The sequence below is a fragment of the Streptomyces sp. URMC 126 genome, assembly GCF_051386555.1.
GTDB lineage: Bacteria > Actinomycetota > Actinomycetes > Streptomycetales > Streptomycetaceae > Streptomyces.
Map to the genome: position 1 here is coordinate 1 of NZ_JBPQTX010000122.1, position 19221 is coordinate 19221.

A 19221-nucleotide genomic window follows, 5' to 3' on the forward strand; every position below is an offset into this window, starting at 1 on the left:
GGGGAGATGGGGAGACGCGCCGCCGAGGGGCTCGCGCGGTTGCGGAGGCGGGAGCGGCGGGGCGGGGAGGACGGGAGCGGTGATGGAAGCGGTAGTGGTGATGGAAGCGGTTGCCCTGGCGGAACGGGTGGAACGGGCGGAACGGGTGGAATGGGCGGAGCCGACGGGGACGGGCCGCCCGTCAGTCTTGACGACGTCCGGCGCGTCGCCGAAGCGCTGAGCGCTCGGGCCCAAGCCCACCCCGACTTCGCCCGGGAACTGCGCGACTGGGTGCGGGAGACCGGAGCGCCGCGCCTCCGGGCGGTGCCCCGCCATGTGCCGTGGGTACTGCCGGCCGCCAGCGGGGTGTTCACCGACCGCGAGGCGGTGGTCGACGCCCTCCGGGAATTGTCGGACGGCGCCGCCGGGGATCGTCCGGCCGCCTCCGTCGCCGTACTCAACGGGCAGGGCGGCATCGGAAAGACCGCCACCGCCGTCCACTGCGGCCACCGGCTCAAGGACCGTTTTCCCGACGGGCAGTTGTACGTCCGGCTGGGCGGGCCCGCGGCGCGGGACGCCGTCCGGCCCGGTGAGGCGCTGGAGGTGCTGCTGGGGGATCTCGGGGTGGCGGCCGACCGGATTCCGGCCGACCCCCGGCGGCAGGAGAACCTCTACCGGGACCTCACCGCCGACCGGCGGATGCTGGTCCTGCTCGACGACGCGTCCAGCGAAGCCCAGGTCAGGCCGTTGATCCCGGCCGCCCCCGGCTCACTGGTGATCATCACGAGCCGCTACCGGCTCGGCGGCCTGGCCGGTGACCCGGGGGCCCGCTTCCTCACCCTGGACCCCCTGCCGGAGGCCGACGCCGTCCTGCTGCTGGAACGGGTGGCCGCCGGGGGCGGGCGCGTCGGGGCGCGCGACACGGCGCGGATGGCCGCGGTCGCGCGGCGCTGCGGCAGAGTGCCCCTGGCGCTCTGCGAGACGGGGGCGCTGGTCGCCACCCGCGCACACCTGAGCTGGGAGACCGTGGAACGGCGGCTCGCCGGTTCTCCGGGGAACCCTGAGGACATGGACGATCGCAACGGGACGGACGCCGTCCGCCGCGCCCACGACGTGACCTACCGCGAGCTCGGCCCCGAAGCCGCCCGCCTCTACCGCCTGTTGGGCGTCCACCCCTGGCCGGAGATCGGAGTGGCCGCCGCCGCGCGGACCGCCAACACCACCGAGGGCGCGGCCCGGGTGCTGCTGGAGGAACTGGCCGGCGTCCACCTCCTCCAGGAGGTCGGAGAGGAGCGGTACCGCTTCCACGACCTCGTCCGCGCCGACGCCGAGCGGCGGGCCCGCGCCGAGGACGGCCCCGCCGAGATCGCCGCCTCCGTCCGGCGCACGGTCGTCTGGTACCTGCGGTACGCCGCCGCGGCCGACTTCCGGGTGCTGCCCGGCCGCTGGCGGCTGGGCCCCGCCTACAACGGACTGACCCTGCCCGCCGACCGCGACCCCGACGACGGCCGGGCCGCCCTCGCCGAACTGCGCCGCGAGCGCGAGAACCTCGCCGCGGCCGTCCGGGCCGCCGAGGCCTTCGGCTTCGACGACCTCGTCTGGCAGTTGTGCGAGGCCACCTGGGGGTTGCACCTGCGGCTCGGCTTCCACGACCAGTGGGTCGACACCCACCGACGCGGCGTGGCCGCCGCCCGCCGCCGCGCCGAGGAGTTCGGCGACGCGCGCGCCGTGGGACGCATGCTCGCCCAGCTCGCCTTCGCCCACCTGGGCCGGGGCCGGTGGGACGAAGCCGAGGCCGCGCTGAACGAGGCCGCCGACGCCGACCGCGCCGCCGGCCACCTCCGCGGCCAGGCCACCGCCGTCGAATCCCTGGGACTGCTGCGCCTGCGGCAATGGCGGTGGCAGGAGGCTCAGGACTGCTTCACGACGGCCCAGGGGCTGCTGCGGCGCATCGGACCGGAAGAGGACGGCGCGACGGACGTTCCCCGTGGGCTGGCCCTGCTGGAGGACCACATCGGGCGCGCCCTGCGCGGCGCCGGCCGGCACGAGGAGGCCGTCCGCACGCTGCACACCGCCCTGGCCATGTTCCGCGCCCTGCCCGTTCCCGACCCCTACAACGAGGGCCGCGTCTACATGAGCCTCGGCGAGACCCACCTCGCCGCCGCCGACCCGGCCGCCGCCCGCCTCTGCCTCGACCGGGCCCTCGCCGTCATGGACCGCGAAGGCGCCGAACTCCAGCAGGCGGACGCCGCCGAACTGCGCGCCCGCTGCGCCGAGGACGCCGAGCGGCGGACCGAGTTCCTGCGCCGGGCGGAGCGCCTGTACGAGCGGGGCGGCGACGCGGAGGGGCTGGCACGGGTACGGGCGAGTCTGGAGGGCGAGGAGACGGGGGAAGGAGACGGAGCGAGGTGTGATCAACCGTGACCCCTCGCACGTGATCGCGTAACGCCGTGGTCCCGCTACTCCGGCCGTCCCTCGGGGCAGCCGCGCGACGGCACGTCTCCTCGAACGCGTTCGACAGCCGCGGCGCCGACGACGGAGACGCGGTGCCGTATCGCGCCCGTGACGACCGTCAGCTCGGCCGGAACGCCGTGGCCGTCGTTCAGCCAGGCGTACAAGGCCGACGCGTAGGCGGCCGGGTCGCAGAGGTCCGGTCGGCCGTCGGCGGCCGGGGCGGCGGTCAGGCGCAGCAGGTCGCCGGTCCGGGTGCGGACGGTGCCCTGGTCGGGGCCGGTGAGGTACGCGGCCAGCCCGCAGTGCGGGTGCCGTTCGGCGATCTCGGCGGCCCAAGCGGAGGGCGGGCCCAGCCGCGGGTCGTCCGGGGCGCCGGTGCGGAGGATGACGTCGGCGGTGTCCAGGAGGGACGCGTCGGACGTGTCCTCGTGGACCGCCGTGTGGACGGCGTCCGCGCCGGGGTCCTCGGGCTCGTCCAGGGGATCGGTGTGGCGGACGACGGCGACCTCGGGCGGGTCGGTGCGCAGCACCCGGGTGAGTACGCGGACGGGAGCGGTCCGTACGGCGGGCCGGAACGCGGGGAGGCGCAGCCGGTCGAGGAGCGCGGGGCGTGCGGACGGCTCGGGGAGGTCCATGATCCGGTAGAGGACGTTCCGCAGCAGCGCCGCGGAGCGGCCGGGCGCCGAGCTCGTCAGATTCCGCAACTCCACGTAGGCACGCGGGTCGTGGGATTCGATCACCGAGGCTATCCGGTGCCGTAGGTCGTCCGACTCCCGCAGGTGCGGCGCGGTCCGGCCGAGCGCGGCCACCGGGGATCCGGGGTCGAGGTCGGCTTCCGGGAAGGAGCCGAGGAGTACGGGCCGGCCGATGGCCGCGGCGTAGTAGGTGACGCTGCCGTGGTCGCCGATCACGCAGTCGGCGGCGATCAGCGCCTGCCGCCAGTCCTCCAGCGGGTCCACCGGTGTCAGCCCCGCCTCCCGGGCCCGCTTCAGCCAGGCGTCGACCTGGCCGGGTCCGTGCCCGTACCAGATGTTGGGGTGCAGGAGGGCGACCGTCCGGTACTCGTCCGCGGGCAGCTCGGAGGTCAGCCGGGACAGCAGCCGGGACAGCCGGTCGCCCGCGCCGGCGTCCGGATCCGCGTCGTCCGCTCGGCGGTCGGCCCCGCCGTCGCCGAAGAGCGAGCGGGGCGCCCAGGTGGAGTTGAGGACGACGAGCCGCTGACCGGGGGTGACGCCGAACGCGCGGCGGAAGCGGTCGCGCTGGGGGAGCGCTTCGAGGATCCGGTCGAAACAGGGGTCACCCGCGAGTACGGCCGTGGGGGCCGCCTCCGGGCAGGCGGCGCGGAGGCGTCGCAACTGCTCGGGGTGGGAGAGGACGGTCGCCGTCGCCAGGGGCCGTCCTTCGTGGAGCAGCCACTCCGGCGCGAGGCCGAAGACCGGCGCCGCCGCGCGCGGGTCGGCATCGCCGGCGGCCGCCAGCTCGGCGAGGGTGTCCACACCGGCCGCGTGCCCGTTCACTTCCGCGAGAACGCCGTCGCGCCGCCATGCCGCCGCACTCGCCCCACGCGCCACGGACGCCCTGGGCGCACGAGAGCTCCCGGCTCCCGGCTCCCGGCTCCCGGCTCCCGGCTCCCGGCTCCCGGCTCCCGGCTCCCGGCTCCCGGCTCCCGGCGCGGCCAGCCTCTTATTGTATCCAACCCCATGCGAGAGGACGACCAACTTCCCCTCGAAAGCCTCCAGTTCGCCCCCGTAGCTCGCCGAGATCACCACATCGAAGGCCCCCGCCTCCTCCTTCGCCTGCTCCCACGGCAGCACCGGCAGCCCCGTCCTGGCCAGCAGCTCCGGCACCCCCGCGAGAAAGGGAGACGACCCGGTGCACGTCACCGCCATCTGCACCCGCACATCCCCGTCGAACAGCGGCTTCACGTCGAGCAGACGCGTGGCGGACGTGACGTTGTGGACGACGAACAGCACCCGCTTCACCCGGCCGCGGGTCACCCATCGCGCGGCGTCCGCCCCCACCGGAACCCGCACCCGCCCGCATACCAGCCTGTCGTCCGGCACCCCCGGCACCCTCCTCACACCCGGCACAGACGGCGCTCCCCACCGCCTCCGCCCGCCACGTTACTGCCGTCACGCCGGCCACCGGTGAACGATCCCCGCCCGCCCGCGCCGCCTCCCCAGCCCTTACCGTCGTGAACGCGTCACCTTGACCCGCCAGTTGCCCCGTCCGTCCTGGCCGAGGACGTCGATGGTGACGCCGTCGATCGTGCCGTGGCCGCCGGTCGGGTAGGGGGCGTCGCTCAGGCTGGCCGTGACGTTGGGGTCGGTGGTGTAGCAGCCGCGGCCGTGGGGGGTGGCGTCGATGGCGCGGACGGGGCCGGTGCCCGAGGGGCGGTCGGTGGTGACGGTGGTGGCGAGGATGCCGGGGCGGCAGACGGCGTGGTCGAGGGGGCCGCGGGTGCGGGCCTCCAGGGTGAGGGCGCGGCGGCGGGAGACGGGGACGACGATGAGTTTGGTGCCGCCGGGGGTGGAGGTGGGGGTGAGGGTGTAGGTGTGGCTGCCCGCGGCGGTGACGCACCGCACCTGCCGAGGCGCGAGCCAGCCCAGCTTCCACTTGTGCCAGGCGAGGAAGTCGTTGGCCGGCCCCCAGTCCTCGTCCATCGGGTCCCAGTGCCCGACCGGGGAGACGACGCGGTTGCCGTGGCCGGTGGCGTAGAGGTCGGGGAGGCCGAAGCTGTGGGCGTTCTCGTGGACGAGGACGCGGTACGGGCTGTCGCCCGTCTGGCGGCTCCATATGAAGGAGATGTTCTTCAGGGCCGCGCCGTGGCGGGTGCGCAGGCCGGTCGGTGCCCCGGCGAAGGTCACGGAGCGGACGTCCTCCGTCGCCGGCGGGCCGGCGTCCGGGCTGGCCAGGACGTTGACGAGGTCGTAGCGGCGCAGGTCCACGGTGCCGTCGATCGCGGCGACGATCTCCTTGGCGAGCGCGTGGTAACCGGTGTCGCTGCGGGTGTCGAACGGCGTGCCGCGCCGTATGCCGTACGCGGCGTACGGGCGTGACATGCGGATCCAGCGCAGCAGCGGCGTGGAGCGGTAGTCGAGGCGCCCGTAGGAGCTGGCCCGGTAGAAGTCGGGGACGGCCGGGAAGAACTCGGCGTACCGCTTGCGCGGGCTGCCCTTGCCCGGGGCGTCGGGGAAGTCGATGAAGAGCGTGATCGCCCGTACCGTCCCCCGCGAGCGGGCGTAGCCGCGCGGGGTGCGGGCGCTCTCCGAGACCGAGCGGGTGCCCGAGCGCAGGGCGCAGGGGCCGGACGGGGGACGGCCGGTGGGGTCCGGCCCGGCGGGCGGGAGGGCCACGGCCGCCGGCTGGTGGGCGCCCGCCCGGCCCGTCACCGGTGCGGTGAGGGCGAACAGCGTGGCCGCCACCAGGGGGATGGCCAGGGTCTTCATGCCGGTCACCTCCTGCCGGGTGACTAACACCTTGGGCCGTCGTACGTCCGTGCGCCTTCGGGGTTACGGCAAGTGGGGGATGCCGGCCGCCGCAAACGTGACGCACGCCACGTCGAAGAATCGCGCGGAGGGGAAATATCCGGGGAGCTTCTCCCCGTTTTAGCTCTCGTCCCCGCGCAAACGGGGAGTCCTTCCCCGTTTGGTCGGGGAGCGTGATCGTGCGTCGCGTCGAAAGCGCGTCGTCCGGAGAAGAGAGAAGGGAGGCCCTCGTGACCGTGACCCAGCCGCGGCTGCGTGCCGACGCCCAGCGCAATCGGGAGCGCATCATCGCCGCCGCCCGCGAGGTACTGGTCGAGCACGGGGCCGAGTTCTCCTTCGACAAAATCGCTCGACGCGTCGGCGTCGGCAATGCGACGCTGTACCGTCACTTCGCGGACCGCCGCGAGTTGATCCACCATGTCACCCTCTCGGTGATGGACCGCATCGCGGACCGCGCCGAGACAGCACGAGCCGAGGAGCCCGATGCTTTCCGTGCGCTGAGGCGATTCGTTCACGCCGCGGCAGACGAACGGGTGGGCGCGCTGTGCCCGTTGCTCGACTCTGATGTGGATCACGATCATCCGGATCTCGTCGAGGCGCGCGACCGGCTCGACCGGAACATCCGGGAGCTCATGGCCGCCGCCCGCGAGGCGGGGCAGTTGCGTTCCGACATCGACGTGGGCGACCTCATGGTGGCCCTCACCCAGCTGACCAGACCGCTGCCGGGCAAGGGCTGCCTGGACTTCGACCGGTTCGTCCACCGGCACCTCCAGCTGTTCCTGGACGGCCTGATGACCCCGGCCCGTTCCGAACTGCCCGGTTCCGCGGCCACGCTCGACGAACTACGCCACAACCGGCGGTAGGTCCGGCCCCGTTGTCAGACCCACCTGCCATAGTCCGACCTGTACGTCCTAGGCACCGCCCGCTCACCCGTCCGTCCGCCCGCTCGTCCTGACCGCCCGGTCAAGCCGTCCGACTCGCACAGCGCTTACTTGTTCACTCACTCACTTACTCAGCGCGTGTCACCCGTTTCGTCGGCCGTGTCGTGCACGTCACGTCACATCCGTCGACGACGCGCCGTCATTCCTTCGGTTCTCGCTCACCTCTCCCACCGCTAGGCAGGCCCTTCCATGCCCGACACCACCACCCCGGATCCCCGGCGCTGGAAAGCGCTGATCTTCATCGCCCTGGCCCAGTTGATGGTCGTCCTCGACGCGACCATCGTGAACATCGCGCTGCCGTCCGCCCAGGCCGACCTCGGCATCTCGGACGGCAACCGGCAGTGGGTCATCACCGCCTACGCCCTCGCGTTCGGCGGACTGCTGCTCTTCGGCGGCCGAATAGCCGACCTGTGGGGCCGCAAGCAGACCTTCATCACCGGCCTCATCGGTTTCGCCCTCGCCTCCGCGCTGGGTGGTGTCGCCGTCAACACCGGGATGCTGCTGGCCGCCCGCGCCCTGCAGGGCGTCTTCGGCGCGCTGCTCGCGCCGTCGGCGCTGTCGCTGCTCGCCGTCAGCTTCACCGAGGCGAAGGAGCGCGCCAAGGCGTTCGGCATCTTCGGTGCCATCGCCGGTGGTGGCGGTGCCGTCGGTCTGCTGCTGGGCGGCGTGTTCACCGAGTACCTCAACTGGCGCTGGACGTTCTTCGTGAACATCCCCTTCGCCGCCGTGGCCGCCGCCGGTGCCGTCGCCGTCATCCACGAGCCCGAGGGCAGCCGCAACCCGTCGAAGCTCGACATCCCCGGCGTCATCCTGGCCACTCTCGGCCTGGTCTCGCTGGTCTACGGTTTCACCCGCGCCGAGAGCGACGGCTGGACCGCCGGTCTGACGCTGGCCCTGTTCGTCGCCGCCGTGGTGCTGCTGGCGGCCTTCGCCGTCGTCGAGAGCAAGGTCAAGTCGCCGCTGCTGCCGCTGCGCGTCGTCACCGACCGCAACCGCGGCGGTGTGTACGGAGCGCTCGGCCTCGCCTCCATCGGCATGTTCGGTCTGTTCCTCTTCCTGGTCTTCTACCTCCAGGGCATCAAGGAGTACAGCCCGATCACCAACGGTCTGGCCTTCCTCCCGATGATCGCCACGATGATCACCGGCTCGACGCAGATCGGTGCCCGTCTGATGACCCGGATCCCGGCCCGCTGGCTGATGGGCCCCGGCTTCCTGGTCGCCGCCCTCGGCATGGCGCTGCTCACCCAAATCGACACCGACACCTCGTACGTGACGGGCATCCTGCCGGGCCTGCTGCTGATGGGCATCGGCATGGGTACGGCGTTCATGCCGGCCATGAGCCTCGCCACGCACGGCGTCCAGGCCCGTGACGCCGGTGTCGCCTCCGCGATGGTCAACACCTCGCAGCAGGTCGGCGGCGCGATCGGCACCGCCCTGCTGAACACCCTCGCCACCAGCGCCAAGGACGACTACGTCTCGTCCCACCGGGCGGGTGCCACGTCCGTGGAGGCCATCCAGGTGCTGGGCATCAAGGCGACGGTGCACAGCTTCCAGGTCGGCATCGCCTGGGCGACGGGCATCCTGACGCTGGCCGCACTGGTGGCCGTGGTCTTCGTCAACGCCGGCCGCCCGAACGCCGCCGCGGCCAAGGCCGGCGGGGGCGACGGGGAGGGCGCTGTCGAGGACGCCGTTCCGGTGATGGCTCACTGAGCCGATCCCGTTTCGGCTCCCGGTGCCGGCACCCGTTGCGGCTCCCCGTTCCCGTCCGGTGAGGATGACGGTGACGGCGACGATGACGACGGCCGCGGCGGCCCATCGGGAGCACCGCTCACCGCCCGCCCAAGGGCGGTGAGAGCAGGTCGAAGCCCCCGCGCGGAACCCTCCGCGCGGGGGCTTCGCCGTGCCGGGGCCCGGCCCGTACGACCGCTCGCGAAGCCCGGCCGCCGGAGCGCCGACCGCTCGCGAGACCAGCGCCCCCCGCAGCACCGACGGCTCACCCGCCGCGTCTCAGCGCAGCCAGGGCAGGTCCGCGCCCGCCGGCTGGAGGCCGCTCGCGATGGTCGCGCAGATCTCGCCGAACTCGGCGACCTGCTCGGGCGTAAGGCGGTCGAAGATCGCCGCCCGTACCGCGGCGACGTGGCCGGGCGCCGTCTTCCGCAACACCTCGAACCCCTCGTCCGTGAGGACCGCGATCTGCCCGCGCCGGTCGGAGGGGCAGTCCTCGCGCCGCATCCAGCCGTTCTTCTCCAGGCGCGCCACGGCGTGTGACAGCCGGGACCGGGTGATCTTGACCTGCTGGGCCAGTTCGGTCATCCGCATCCGGCGGCGGGGCGCCTCCGAAAGCTGCACGAGCAGCGCGTAATAGATGTGCGGCATCCCCGCGTCACGCTGGAGCTGACGGTCGAGGTGGTCCTCCAGGAGCGTGGTGGCGTGGAGGTACGCCTGCCAGGTCGCCTGCTCCTCGGCGGAGAGCCAGCGGGGCTCCGTCGGGTCCGTTGCGGGTTCGTTCCTCATGGCATCCACTGTTCCACTCGTCGGTCGGCCGGTTCGCCGGGCCCGCTGGGCGAGCGGCGGCGCAGTTCTTGAAGTCTAAATAAGACAGGGCTAAAGTTGAGCTGTAAAGCTTGAAACTTCAAGCACAACTCAGGAGTGACCGTGCAGGACACCCCGGCCCCCGCCCCGGTCTCGGGACGGATGCCCGCCCTCTACCTCTCCCATGGCGCCCCGCCCCTCGCCGACGACGCGCTGTGGCCGGGCCAGCTCGCCGCCTGGTCGGCGGAGCTGCCCAGGCCGCGCGCCGTCCTCATGGTCTCGGCGCACTGGGAGGAGGCCCCCCTGGCCCTGGGCGCGACCCGGACCGTGCCGCTGGTCTACGACTTCTGGGGCTTCCCGGAGCACTACTACCGCGTCCGGTACGCCGCCCCGGGCGCCCCCGCCCTGGCGGAACGGGTCCGTTCCACGCTGCGCGGCGCCGGTCTGCCCGTCCACGACATGCCGGACCGGGGCCTGGACCACGGCGCGTACGTACCGCTGGTCGAGATGTACCCGGACGCCGACGTCCCGGTGCTCCAGATGTCCATGCCGTCGCTCGACCCCGTGCGCCTCATGGAGATCGGACGGCGGCTCGCCCCGCTGCGGGACGAGGGTGTGCTGATCGTCGGGAGCGGCTTCTTCACCCACAACCTGGCCGCCCTGCGCCACCAGGGCGGTACGCCCGCCTGGTCCGCCGAGTTCGACGACTGGGGGCGGGAGGCGCTGGAGGCCCAGGACGTCGACGCCCTGCTCGACTTCGCCCACAAGTCGCCGGCGGCGCACCTCGCCCACCCGCGCACGGAACACTTCGCCCCGCTCTTCGTCGCGCTGGGAGCGGCCGAGGAACAACTCGGCAGCCAGCGCAGTGTGATCGACGGGTTCTGGCTGGGGCTGGCCAAGCGGTCGGTGCAGTTCGGCTGAGGGGCCGGCGGCCCGCCCCGCCGCCGGAGGGGCCGGGCACCCGCCGCCGGAGGAGCGGGGCGCCGGGCGGCGGGCGCCCCGCTCACGCGTTCCCCGGTGCGATCAGCTCGAAGGCGCGGGCGGTGGCGGCCAGCGCCCCCGCCGCCGCGCCCGGGCCGGTCGCGACGACGTCCAGCGCGGTGTCCGTGAACTTGATCGCGTGCTCGTCGCCGTGTTCCGCCGCCCGGGCGAAGGCCTCGTCGGCCGTGGCGGGCGCCCCCGTGACCGGCTCCGGCGTCCCCGGCGCGGGGTAGGCGGCCGTCACCGACGCGGCGGCCTCCCAGGCCGCGTGGAAAGCGGCGGGCCAGAGCTCGCGGGGGAGTACGGGCAGGACGCGGAGGACGGCGTTGGGCGCGGTCGCCGCGTGGACGAGCATGACCGGTTCGCCGTGGGCCCGCTCGCCGTAGCGCAGGACCGTCTCCCCAACGAGCTCGGCCAGCATCCCGGGCACCTCGTCGGGGCCGGCGGGAGGGCGCAGCGCGTTCGCGGCGGCGGGCCAGCCGGGGGTCTCCGGCAGCCGCGCGAAGCGGGCGCGGATGCCCGCCGGCGGGTCGGCGATGCCCGGCACGGCCGCCAGGGCGGCGCCGATCCCGGCCGTCCCCGACGCCGCCACCGGCACGGCGAGCGGCTGGTGGCGGGCGGCCCAGTAGCCCAAGGCGTGCCCCAGTTCGGCGAGCCGCGGCGCCGTCTCGTCCCCGTCGAGGAGTGACCGGACGGCGTGACCGGTGCGGATGACGGGGTGCGTCGCGCCGCCGGTGATGCCGGGCAGCAGCCGTGGCCACCACTCGACGACCACGTCGCGCCACGGCCGTTCGGCCAGGACGCGGGTGAAGTGGTCGATCCAGTCCCCGAGCCGGGCGGGGTCGCCGAGCGCCGTGCGCCAGGACGCGTCGGAGGCGGCGCCCGTGCCCGCCCCTTCGCCTTCGGCGATCCGGACACCCGTGGGGCGCGGCAGGTCCTCCAGCTTGTGCCGGTACCCGTCGAGCCAGCGGTGGACGCGCGGCGCGTGCCCGTTGCGGACCAGCGCCTCGACGGTCATCGGAGCGTGGTTGGTGAGCCACCCCTCCCGTTCCGGTCCGTTCGCGTGGAGGCGTTCGAGGGCCTCGTCGAGTGTTCCGGTGGTGTCGGTCATGACGTCACGCTAGGACTCTCCCGTCACTCCGGTAACGGTCTTCCGACGTACACCTCCGGACTTCGGTCGCTCCGCGGAGCGGGCGAACGGGCCGTGCGGGCGCGGTCGTCGACCCGTGGCGTCACGACGGGGGCCGCGACCGGCGCGAGCCGGCGTCCCGCTCGGTGGGACGCCGTCAGGGCAGGTAGCTGCCTTCGGCAGGCAGCCGGCAGCGGCTGCTGTCACGTGACCCGCTCGAGGTAGCGGTCGTCGCGCGTATCGACCTTGACCTTGTCGCCCGTGGCGACGAACAGCGGGACCTTGATCTCGGCTCCGGTCTCCAGGGTGGCGGGCTTGGTGCCGTCGCCCTGAGTGGGCGGCCCGGTCTCGGCGATGACCAGCTGGACCACAGAGCCGATACTGATGGCCAGCGGGCGGCCCTTGTACAGCGTTACGCCAACCCGCGAATTGTCGGACAGGTACTTGGCGGCGTCGCCGACGACGGCGGAGTCGACCGTGAGCTGCTCGCCGGTGTCCGCATCCATGAAGACGAAGCCGTCGCCTTCCGGGTAGGCGTAACGCATCGATCGTTCTTCGACATCGGCGTACACGATCTCGGCGTCCGCGTCGAAGGCCACCGCCCCATTCCGGCGGACGCACTCCGGCGCGGCTGTGGCCGTCACGACGTCGAACGCATACCCCGAGTCGCGAAGCGGACGCTCAGTGTCGATGCCGCTCGTTCCAGTGGAACAGGTTGTAGGACGCCAGCCCGACCAGTACGGCGAAGCCGAGCCCGATGCCCAGGGAGCGGAGCCAGGTGCCCCCGGCCACGCTGTGCAGGAAGCCGAGAGTGCTGCCGGCGAGAGCGCCGTACGCCGCCGCGCGCACCTCGGGGATCATCGCGTTGCGCTCCCGGACCAGCAGGTAGCCGATGCCGGTCGCGACCGCCGCCGTGACCAGGCCCAGCAGCCAGCCGCCCGCTTCCGAGAAGCCGTTCTCGTGCGCGAGGAAGACGGTGTACAGGAAGAGGACGAACCCCAGGCAGGCGGGTACGGCCCAGGCGGGACGGCTCCGGTCGGGGACCGGGCCCGTCCGTGTCCCGCGCGCGGGGAGCCGGGCGCCCTTGGGGACGGGCCCGGGGCCGTCCGGGGTGTGGTGGGGAAGGATCGCGTGCGTCGGCATGGCAGGGCTCCTCTCGTCCGTCCCCGGACCGGCGGGGCCGCGGGCGCGGTGGCGACCGCCCGGCGGAGGTGCCGCCATGGTGTGAACACCGCCGCTGTACGAACGCGGCGGCTGTGGCGCGAACGCCGCCGCTACGGTGCGAACGCCGCCGCGGCCGGTCGGAGCGCCGCGGTCCGTCCGGGGGAACCGGCCCCCTGGAAACCAGCGCACACCCGCGTTCGCCCGGCGGCAAGTGGATCAGCGGACCGGCTCGCTCCGCCGCCCCGCGGTCACCACTCCGGCCCCGGTCGTACCGGCGCCGGGGAAGGGGGCCACGCAACCGTGCGGCCCCGAAGGCCGTCCTTCGGGACGGGGAGAGCGCGGCGGGCGCGGCCCGGCCGCGGCGTTCCGCCGATTTCTTCCGAGGCCGCGGGGAAGGCGTCGATGGTGACGGCCGTCTCAATGGGCGCGATGGTCACGGTGTGCGGCGAGGGGCTCGGGACCTCCTCGGCACCCCCGCCGTACCGGCTCTGACCAGGACGTCCGTCGGTCCGTCCGGCATGCGTACCCCGCGTGTGGCGGGACAGGGTACTGCATGATCGTAAAAAAGAAGGCGTCTCCTGGGAATTCTGTCCGGATTGCAGTCGTTCTTTCCTTCGGACGGGTTCGCACAGCGAGTCGCGACCGTCTCACGCAAGATCCCGCGACCGTCTCATCGCAAGGGAGTACGCATGGCAACCCGTGCCGTCGCCCGTCGTCAGCCCGAAGCCAAGGGCGTCGACGAGGCAAGCAGCGTTCGCGCCTCGAGCGGGGAGATCGCCGATCGCGACCTGGTCGGCATGTACCTGGACGAGATCGCGCGGACACCCCTGCTCGACGCCGCCAAGGAGGTCGAGCTGTCGCAGGCCATCGAGGCGGGCGTGTACGCCCGGCAGATCCTGGACGGCCTGGAGTCCGGCGAGGCCGGGGGCGCCTCGCGGGAGGAGCTGGAAGCGATAGCCGCCGAGGGCGCCCGCGCCAAGGACGTCTTCATCAAGTCGAACCTGCGGCTCGTCGTCGCCGTCGCCCGCCGGTACCCGCGCAGCGGGCTGCCGCTGCTCGACCTGATCCAGGAGGGCAACGCCGGCCTGGTCCGCGCGGTGGAGAAGTTCGACTACACCAAGGGGTTCAAGTTCTCCACGTACGCGACGTGGTGGATCCGCCAGGCGATCACCCGCTCGATCGCCGACCAGTCGCGCACCATCCGGCTCCCCGTCCACCTCGTCGAGGAGCTGGGCCGCATCCGCCGGGTGCAGCGCGAGTTCAACCGGGAGAACGGCCGTGACCCCGAGCACGCCGAGATCGCCGCGGAGCTGGGCACCACGCCCGAGCGCGTGGGCGACGTCCTCGACTGGGCCCGGGACCCGGTCAGCCTGAACATGTCGGTGGACGACGAGGGCGAGACCCAGTTCGGCGACCTGCTGGAGGACACCTCCGCCGTGTCGCCGGAGCAGTCGGTCATCGCGCTGCTGCGCAGCGAGGAACTGGAGAGCCTCATCGGCCGGCTCGACCACCGGACCGCGTCGATCATCAAGGCGCGCTACGGGATCGAGGACGGGCGGGAGCGCACGCTGACGGAGGTCGGCAAGCAGCACGGGCTCACCCGGGAGCGGATCCGGCAGATCGAGAAGCACGCGCTTCTGGAGCTGAAGAAGATGGCTCACGACACCGGGTTCGACGCGGCGGCCTAAAAGGGCATATGCTTATAGATCGGACCCCGGCGCCTCCCCCCCCTGCGCCGGGGTCCTCCTCTTGTCCGGTGGTTCTCCGGTCTGTCCCGGCCCTGTTTCGCCGGCCCTGCCCCGGCCTTGTTCCGGGCCCGGAACCGGGACGGCCCCCTCCCGGCTATGCCTCGGCCGGGCCGCCCGCCGCCCGGGTGATCCGTTCCCCGAGCAGCCTTGTGCACGTGATCAGCTTCTCCGGCTCGTGCACCTCGAACTCGCACCCGAGCATCGCCAGGTGGAAGGCCACCCACTCGACGGAATCGGCGCACTCCGTGTCCAGCCGGCAGGTCCCGTCGTCGACCGGCTCGGGCGCGCCCATCCAGTGCGGCAGCCGGGCCGCGACGGCCGACGCGGGCGCGTGGAGCGTCACCACCATCCGCAGCTCCGGCTGCCGCCGGGCCGCGGAGCCGCTGACGAACTCCGCCGCGTTCTCCGCGGGCAGCTCGCGCGGCTCGAAGCGCGCGCCCGTCGGGAAGGGATCGCTGACCCGGTCCACCCGGAACGTGCGCCAGTCCTCGCGGTCGTTGTCGTAGGCGACCAGATACCAGCGGCGACCGGTGCTGACCAGCCGGTTCGGCTCCACCAGCCGCTTGGTCTCCACGCCCTCGGCGGTGCGGTACGAGAACCGGAGCCGCTCGTGGCCGGTCGTGGCGGCGGCCATGACGGTGAGCGTCCGCGGGTCGACGGTCGCCCCGTCACCCCAGGTGAGCGGGACGGTGGCGGCCTGGAGGGCGGTCACCCGGTGGCGGAGCCGGGACGGCAGCACCTGTTCGAGCTTGGCGAGCGCCCGTACGGACGCCTCCTCGATGCCGTCGACGGCGTGCCCGGCCCCGGCCCGCAGGCCCACCGCGATGGCCACCGCCTCCTCGTCGTCCAGCACCAGCGGCGGCATCGCCGCCCCGGCGGCCAGCCGGTACCCACCGACGGCTCCCATCGTTGCCTGTACGGGGTAGCCGAGGTCGCGCAGCCGCTCGATGTCCCGTCGGATCGTCCGCGGGCTCACACCGAGTCGCTCGGCGAGTTCGCTGCCCGGCCATTCGCGTGGGGTCTGCAGGAGGGAGAGCAGATTCAGAAGCCGTACGGGTGTGTCGGTCATAACGCCAGCGTGCCAGGGATCTAGGACACAGCTTGACCTAGACGGGTTCTAGCGTGGGACACCCGGAACACGAAGTGGAAGGCAGTACCCCGTGAGCTCCCTGAGCACCGATCCGCCCCTCGACCGCCGCCGCTGGATCGCGCTGGCCGTCGTGCTGACCGCGTCCTTCATGGACCTCGTCGATGTGACGATCGTCAACATCGCGATGCCCAGCATCAGCCATGACCTCGGCGCCTCGTTCAGCGTCCTTCAGTGGATCACCGAGGGTTACGCCCTCGCCTTCGCCGCCGGGCTGATCACCGGAGGCCGGCTCGGGGACATATACGGCCGCCGACGGGTCTTCCTGCTCGGCATGGGGGGCTTCACCCTGGCCTCGATGCTGTGCGGCGTCGCCGGCGACCCGCACCTGCTGGTCGCCGCCCGCGTCCTGCAGGGCGGCACCGCGGCGCTGATGGTGCCCCAGGTGCTGGCCATCGTGCACTCCACCTTCCCGGCGCACGAGCGGGGCAAGGTCTTCGGCATGTTCGGCGCCATCGTCGGACTCGGCGCCGTCTCCGGGCCGATCCTGGGCGCGCTGCTCACCGAGTGGAACATCCTCGGCCTGGAGTGGCGGCCGATCTTCCTCGTGAACCTGCCCGTCGGCATCGCCGGCCTGCTGCTCGGCCGTCGCTTCATCTCCGAGTCGAAGGCCGAGGACGCGCTGAGGCTCGACCTCGCCGGCGTCGCCCTCGCGACCCTGGGCATCGTCATGTTCCTCTACCCGCTCACGCAGGGGCGGGAGCTGGGCTGGCCGCTCTGGGGCTTCCTGCTGATGGGCGGCAGCGCCGTCGTGCTGGCCCTGTTCGTCGTGTACGAGCGGTACAAGAAGCGGAAGGACGGATCCCCGCTGGTCGAGCTCTCCCTCTTCTCCGTGAAGAGCTTCGCCGCCGGCATCGGCGTCCAGCTCGCCTTCGGCATCGTCTCGGGCATCTACTTCCTCTGCTGGACCCTCTACATGCAGCTCGGCCTCGGCTGGAGCGCGCTGCGGTCCGGCCTGACCGGCATCCCGTTCTCCATCGCCGTGTCGATCACGGCCGGCATGTCCGTCCAGAAGCTCGTCCCGCGCTTCGGCCGCAAGGTGCTCCAGGCCGGCGCGGTGGTCATGGCCGCGGGCGTGCTGCTCTACATCTGGGAGACCGGCCACTACGGCGACGGCATCACCTCCTGGCAGATGGCCCTGCCGCTGACGGTCATGGGGGCGGGCATGGGCTTCATCGTCGCCCCGCTCACCGACGCGGTCCTCTCCGAAGTGCCGCGCGAGCACGCGGGTTCCGCGTCCGGTCTGATAAACACCACCCAGCAGCTGGGCAACGCGATCGGGCTGGGGCTCGTCTCGGTGGTCTTCTTCGGCGTCCTGGACGAGGACGCGGTCGCCAAGGGCCGGGCGGCCACCGCCTTCGGCGACGCCTACAGCAACGCCCTGTGGTGGGTCACCGGCCTGCTCGCCGTCGTCCTCCTGCTCGTCTTCGCCCTCCCGCGTCACCCCCGCACCGAGACTCCGGTGGCGGACGCGGTGCCCCGGGAGAAGGGCGAACCGATAGCCGCGTAGCCGCGGCGCCGGACGCCGTGCGCCGGAGAGGGAAACGGGACCGGCCCCTGCCCGTAACGCCGTCATCGCGGCGGTACGGGCAGGGGCCGACGCGTGCCCCGCTTGCCGTGCCCTGCCGGTACGGGCCCCCTCAGGGGCTCCGGCCGGAAAAGGGAGGCGCTCCGGTGCGAAGCGCGCTCCCGCACACCCGGCTATCCCCGCTCAAGGCGGCTGGTAAGCCGCTCCCGCGCGGAAGGCCACTCCTCCCGCAGCATCGAGAAGTACACGCTGTCGCGCCAACTCCCGTCCGGTCGCTGCCGGTGCCGCCGCAACGTCCCCTCCTCCACGGCCCCGAGCCGCCGTACGGCCGCCTGCGACCGCTCGTTCAAGTGGTCGATCTTCCAGTAGACGCGTCCCATGCCCAAGTCGTCGAAGGCGTGGGCGAGCAGCAGGAGCTTGCTCTCGGTGTTGACGGCGGTGCGCCAGTGAGCCCGCCCGTACCAGGTCCCGCCGATCTCCAACTGCTCATGCCGGACGCTCGCGTCGAAGAAGCAGGTGACTCCTACGGCCCGCCCGCTCCCGAGGTGCACGACGGCGAACGGGACGCAGGCGGGGTCGGTGAGCCGCTTCTTGAGGATGGTGCCGAGTTCGTCCTCGGTGCGCGGTGTGGGGGAGGACGTCCAGCGCCACACCTCGTCGTCACCGCCTGCGGCGTGGAACAGGTCGGTGAGGTGGGCCTCACCGAGAGGTTCGAGGCGGACGTGCCGTCCGGCCAGGACGGTGGTGGTCGCGGGCAGCGTGGTGATCATGGCTCAGGAACGTAGGCGCATTTCGCCCTAGCAGCAAGGCCGTTACGCACTAGTGCGTTGTGCGGGTGAGGGGGTGGCCGGCGAAGTACCCGCCGGACGACCGCCGCGGCGGCGCGGGCGCGGCCGACAGCCCGCATCACCCCCCGTACAGCTCCCGGTACGACGGAAACACCCCTCCCGGACCGTCCACGCTCTCGGCCGCGTAGAGCGCCTTCGTCACGGCTCGGGTGAGGACGTCCGCGCCGGCGGCGAGGATGTCGTTGACGGTGCCGAGGGGGAGGCCGGCGGCGTCGGGCGTGCCGTGAGCGGGCAGCGGGTGGGTGCCCGTGGCCAGGGTGAAGACGGTGTCGCCGTCGGTGAGGAGGTGGGCGGGCCGGATTGCGCGCGAGAGTCCGTCGTGGGCCGTGCCGGCGAGCTTCTGGGCCTGGGCGCGGGTGAGGGGGGCGTCGGTGGCGACGACGGCGAGCGTCGTGTTCAACGGCTGCCGGACCGATCCCGCCGTCCGCCGTGCCGTCTCCTCCCGGGCGGCGGCCAGGGCACGCTGAGCCGCCTCGTGGCGGGCGGGATCGGGGTAGTCGACCCGTCCGCCGCCGTACAGCCGCCCGTACAGGACCCCCGTCGCCGGGTCGACCGCCGCCCCCGCCGCGTTGACGGCCGCGAGCGCGGCGACGGTGATCCCCGACGGGAGGACGAGGCTCGCGGTGCCGATGCCGCCTTTGACGCCTCCGGCGACGGCGCCCGTGCCCGCGCCGACGTTGCCCTGGGCCACCGGTGTGCCGGGCTCGGCGAACGCCGCCGCTTCGATGGCCGCCCGGCCGAGGGCGGCGTCGGGCCGGGCCCGCCAGGCGCCGCCGCGGCCGAGGTCGAAGAGGGCGGCGGCGGGGACGACCGGTACGACCTGCGTCGGACCGGGGCCGACCGGGACGCCCCGGCCGGCTTCCTCCAGCCAGTTCACCGCACCGGACGCGGCGTCCAGCCCGAAGGCGCTGCCGCCGGTGAGGACGACGGCCTCCACCCGCTGTACGAGGTTCCGCGGATCGAGCGCGTCGGTCTCCCTGGTGCCCGGCCCACCGCCCCGGACGTCGACGGCCGCGATCGCGCCACCCGGCTCCGTGAGCACCACCGTCGTCCCGGTGAGCGCCCCGGGGCTGGCCAGTTCCGCGTGCCCGACCCGTAGGCCCGCCACGTCGGTGATCGCGTCGAGCGGACCCGGTCGTACGCCACTCCGCGTGCTGTCGGTGTCAGTCATGTGCCTTGCGTACCACGGTCGTCACCGGTCGAGCCCCTTCTCCGGCCGTCTCCCCGGTACCGATCCCCTCCCCGCTGTCGCTCCCCTCCCCGCTGTCGCTCCCCTTCCCGC

The 19221-nt window shown here is 73.2% G+C and carries 15 protein-coding genes; 6 read left to right on the top strand and 9 right to left on the bottom strand.

The genetic code is table 11. From position 1 onward, the window contains the following. Positions 1-150 precede the first annotated feature (150 nt). Positions 151-2403: a tetratricopeptide repeat protein gene (locus ACSNOK_RS16695; RefSeq protein WP_436781476.1), complete on the top strand. Its 2253-nt coding sequence runs from the start codon at positions 151-153 to the stop codon at positions 2401-2403. Between the two features lie 35 nt (positions 2404-2438). Here ACSNOK_RS16695 and ACSNOK_RS16700 read toward each other — a convergent pair whose 3' ends face one another. Both ACSNOK_RS16700 and ACSNOK_RS16705 read right to left on the bottom strand, forming a co-directional pair. After that, the gene (locus ACSNOK_RS16700) at positions 2439-4496 is read right to left on the bottom strand and encodes a hypothetical protein (protein ID WP_436781477.1); all 2058 of its coding nucleotides are present in this window, start codon (positions 4494-4496) and stop codon (positions 2439-2441) included. 123 nt (positions 4497-4619) lie between these two features. Then, positions 4620-5882 (bottom strand): M6 family metalloprotease domain-containing protein, encoded by a 1263-nt coding sequence (locus tag ACSNOK_RS16705; protein ID WP_436781478.1) that lies wholly within the window; start codon positions 5880-5882, stop codon positions 4620-4622. Between the two features lie 269 nt (positions 5883-6151). Here ACSNOK_RS16705 and ACSNOK_RS16710 point away from each other — a divergent pair, with 269 nt between their 5' ends. After that, positions 6152-6784, top strand: coding sequence for a TetR/AcrR family transcriptional regulator (locus ACSNOK_RS16710; RefSeq protein ID WP_436781479.1), 633 nt, complete (start codon positions 6152-6154; stop codon positions 6782-6784). A gap of 267 nt (positions 6785-7051) precedes the next feature. Beyond that, positions 7052-8572 carry an MFS transporter gene (locus tag ACSNOK_RS16715; RefSeq protein ID WP_436781480.1) on the top strand — a complete coding sequence of 507 codons (1521 nt, stop codon included), beginning with the start codon at positions 7052-7054 and terminating at the stop codon, positions 8570-8572. Positions 8573-8869: 297 nt separating this feature from the next. Here the strand turns inward: ACSNOK_RS16715 and ACSNOK_RS16720 are convergent, their stop codons facing one another. Beyond that, a complete protein-coding gene (locus ACSNOK_RS16720; RefSeq protein ID WP_436781481.1) occupies positions 8870-9376 on the bottom strand; it encodes a MarR family winged helix-turn-helix transcriptional regulator in 507 nt (168 codons plus the stop codon). A gap of 180 nt (positions 9377-9556) precedes the next feature. Between ACSNOK_RS16720 and ACSNOK_RS16725 the strand changes: the two genes are divergently transcribed. Continuing rightward, positions 9557-10315 (top strand): dioxygenase family protein, encoded by a 759-nt coding sequence (locus ACSNOK_RS16725; RefSeq protein ID WP_436781490.1) that lies wholly within the window; start codon positions 9557-9559, stop codon positions 10313-10315. 82 nt (positions 10316-10397) lie between these two features. On the opposite strand, the gene ACSNOK_RS16730 is transcribed toward ACSNOK_RS16725, so the two are convergent. From ACSNOK_RS16730 to ACSNOK_RS16740, 3 genes are all read right to left on the bottom strand, one after another. After that, on the bottom strand, positions 10398-11486 hold the full coding sequence (locus ACSNOK_RS16730) for a questin oxidase family protein (protein ID WP_436781482.1): 1089 nt from the start codon (positions 11484-11486) through the stop codon (positions 10398-10400). Positions 11487-11707: 221 nt separating this feature from the next. Beyond that, the gene (locus tag ACSNOK_RS16735; RefSeq protein ID WP_436781483.1) at positions 11708-12148 is read right to left on the bottom strand and encodes a hypothetical protein; all 441 of its coding nucleotides are present in this window, start codon (positions 12146-12148) and stop codon (positions 11708-11710) included. A 37-nt stretch (positions 12149-12185) separates the two neighbouring features. Then, entirely contained in the window at positions 12186-12647 is a 462-nt protein-coding gene (locus ACSNOK_RS16740) for a hypothetical protein (RefSeq protein ID WP_436781484.1), read from the bottom strand. A 710-nt stretch (positions 12648-13357) separates the two neighbouring features. On the opposite strand from ACSNOK_RS16740, the gene ACSNOK_RS16745 reads away from it, so the two are divergent. After that, positions 13358-14356 (top strand): sigma-70 family RNA polymerase sigma factor, encoded by a 999-nt coding sequence (locus ACSNOK_RS16745; RefSeq protein WP_436781485.1) that lies wholly within the window; start codon positions 13358-13360, stop codon positions 14354-14356. Between the two features lie 154 nt (positions 14357-14510). Here the strand turns inward: ACSNOK_RS16745 and ACSNOK_RS16750 are convergent, their stop codons facing one another. After that, positions 14511-15485 (bottom strand): helix-turn-helix transcriptional regulator, encoded by a 975-nt coding sequence (locus ACSNOK_RS16750; RefSeq protein ID WP_436781486.1) that lies wholly within the window; start codon positions 15483-15485, stop codon positions 14511-14513. A 91-nt stretch (positions 15486-15576) separates the two neighbouring features. Here ACSNOK_RS16750 and ACSNOK_RS16755 point away from each other — a divergent pair, with 91 nt between their 5' ends. After that, on the top strand, positions 15577-17073 hold the full coding sequence (locus ACSNOK_RS16755) for an MFS transporter (protein ID WP_436781487.1): 1497 nt from the start codon (positions 15577-15579) through the stop codon (positions 17071-17073). Positions 17074-17264: 191 nt separating this feature from the next. Here ACSNOK_RS16755 and ACSNOK_RS16760 read toward each other — a convergent pair whose 3' ends face one another. Further along, positions 17265-17861, bottom strand: coding sequence for a GNAT family N-acetyltransferase (locus ACSNOK_RS16760; RefSeq protein WP_436781488.1), 597 nt, complete (start codon positions 17859-17861; stop codon positions 17265-17267). A 136-nt stretch (positions 17862-17997) separates the two neighbouring features. Continuing rightward, complete coding sequence (locus ACSNOK_RS16765) at positions 17998-19110, bottom strand: P1 family peptidase (RefSeq protein ID WP_436781489.1); 1113 nt, start codon at positions 19108-19110, stop codon at positions 17998-18000. Positions 19111-19221 lie beyond the last annotated feature (111 nt).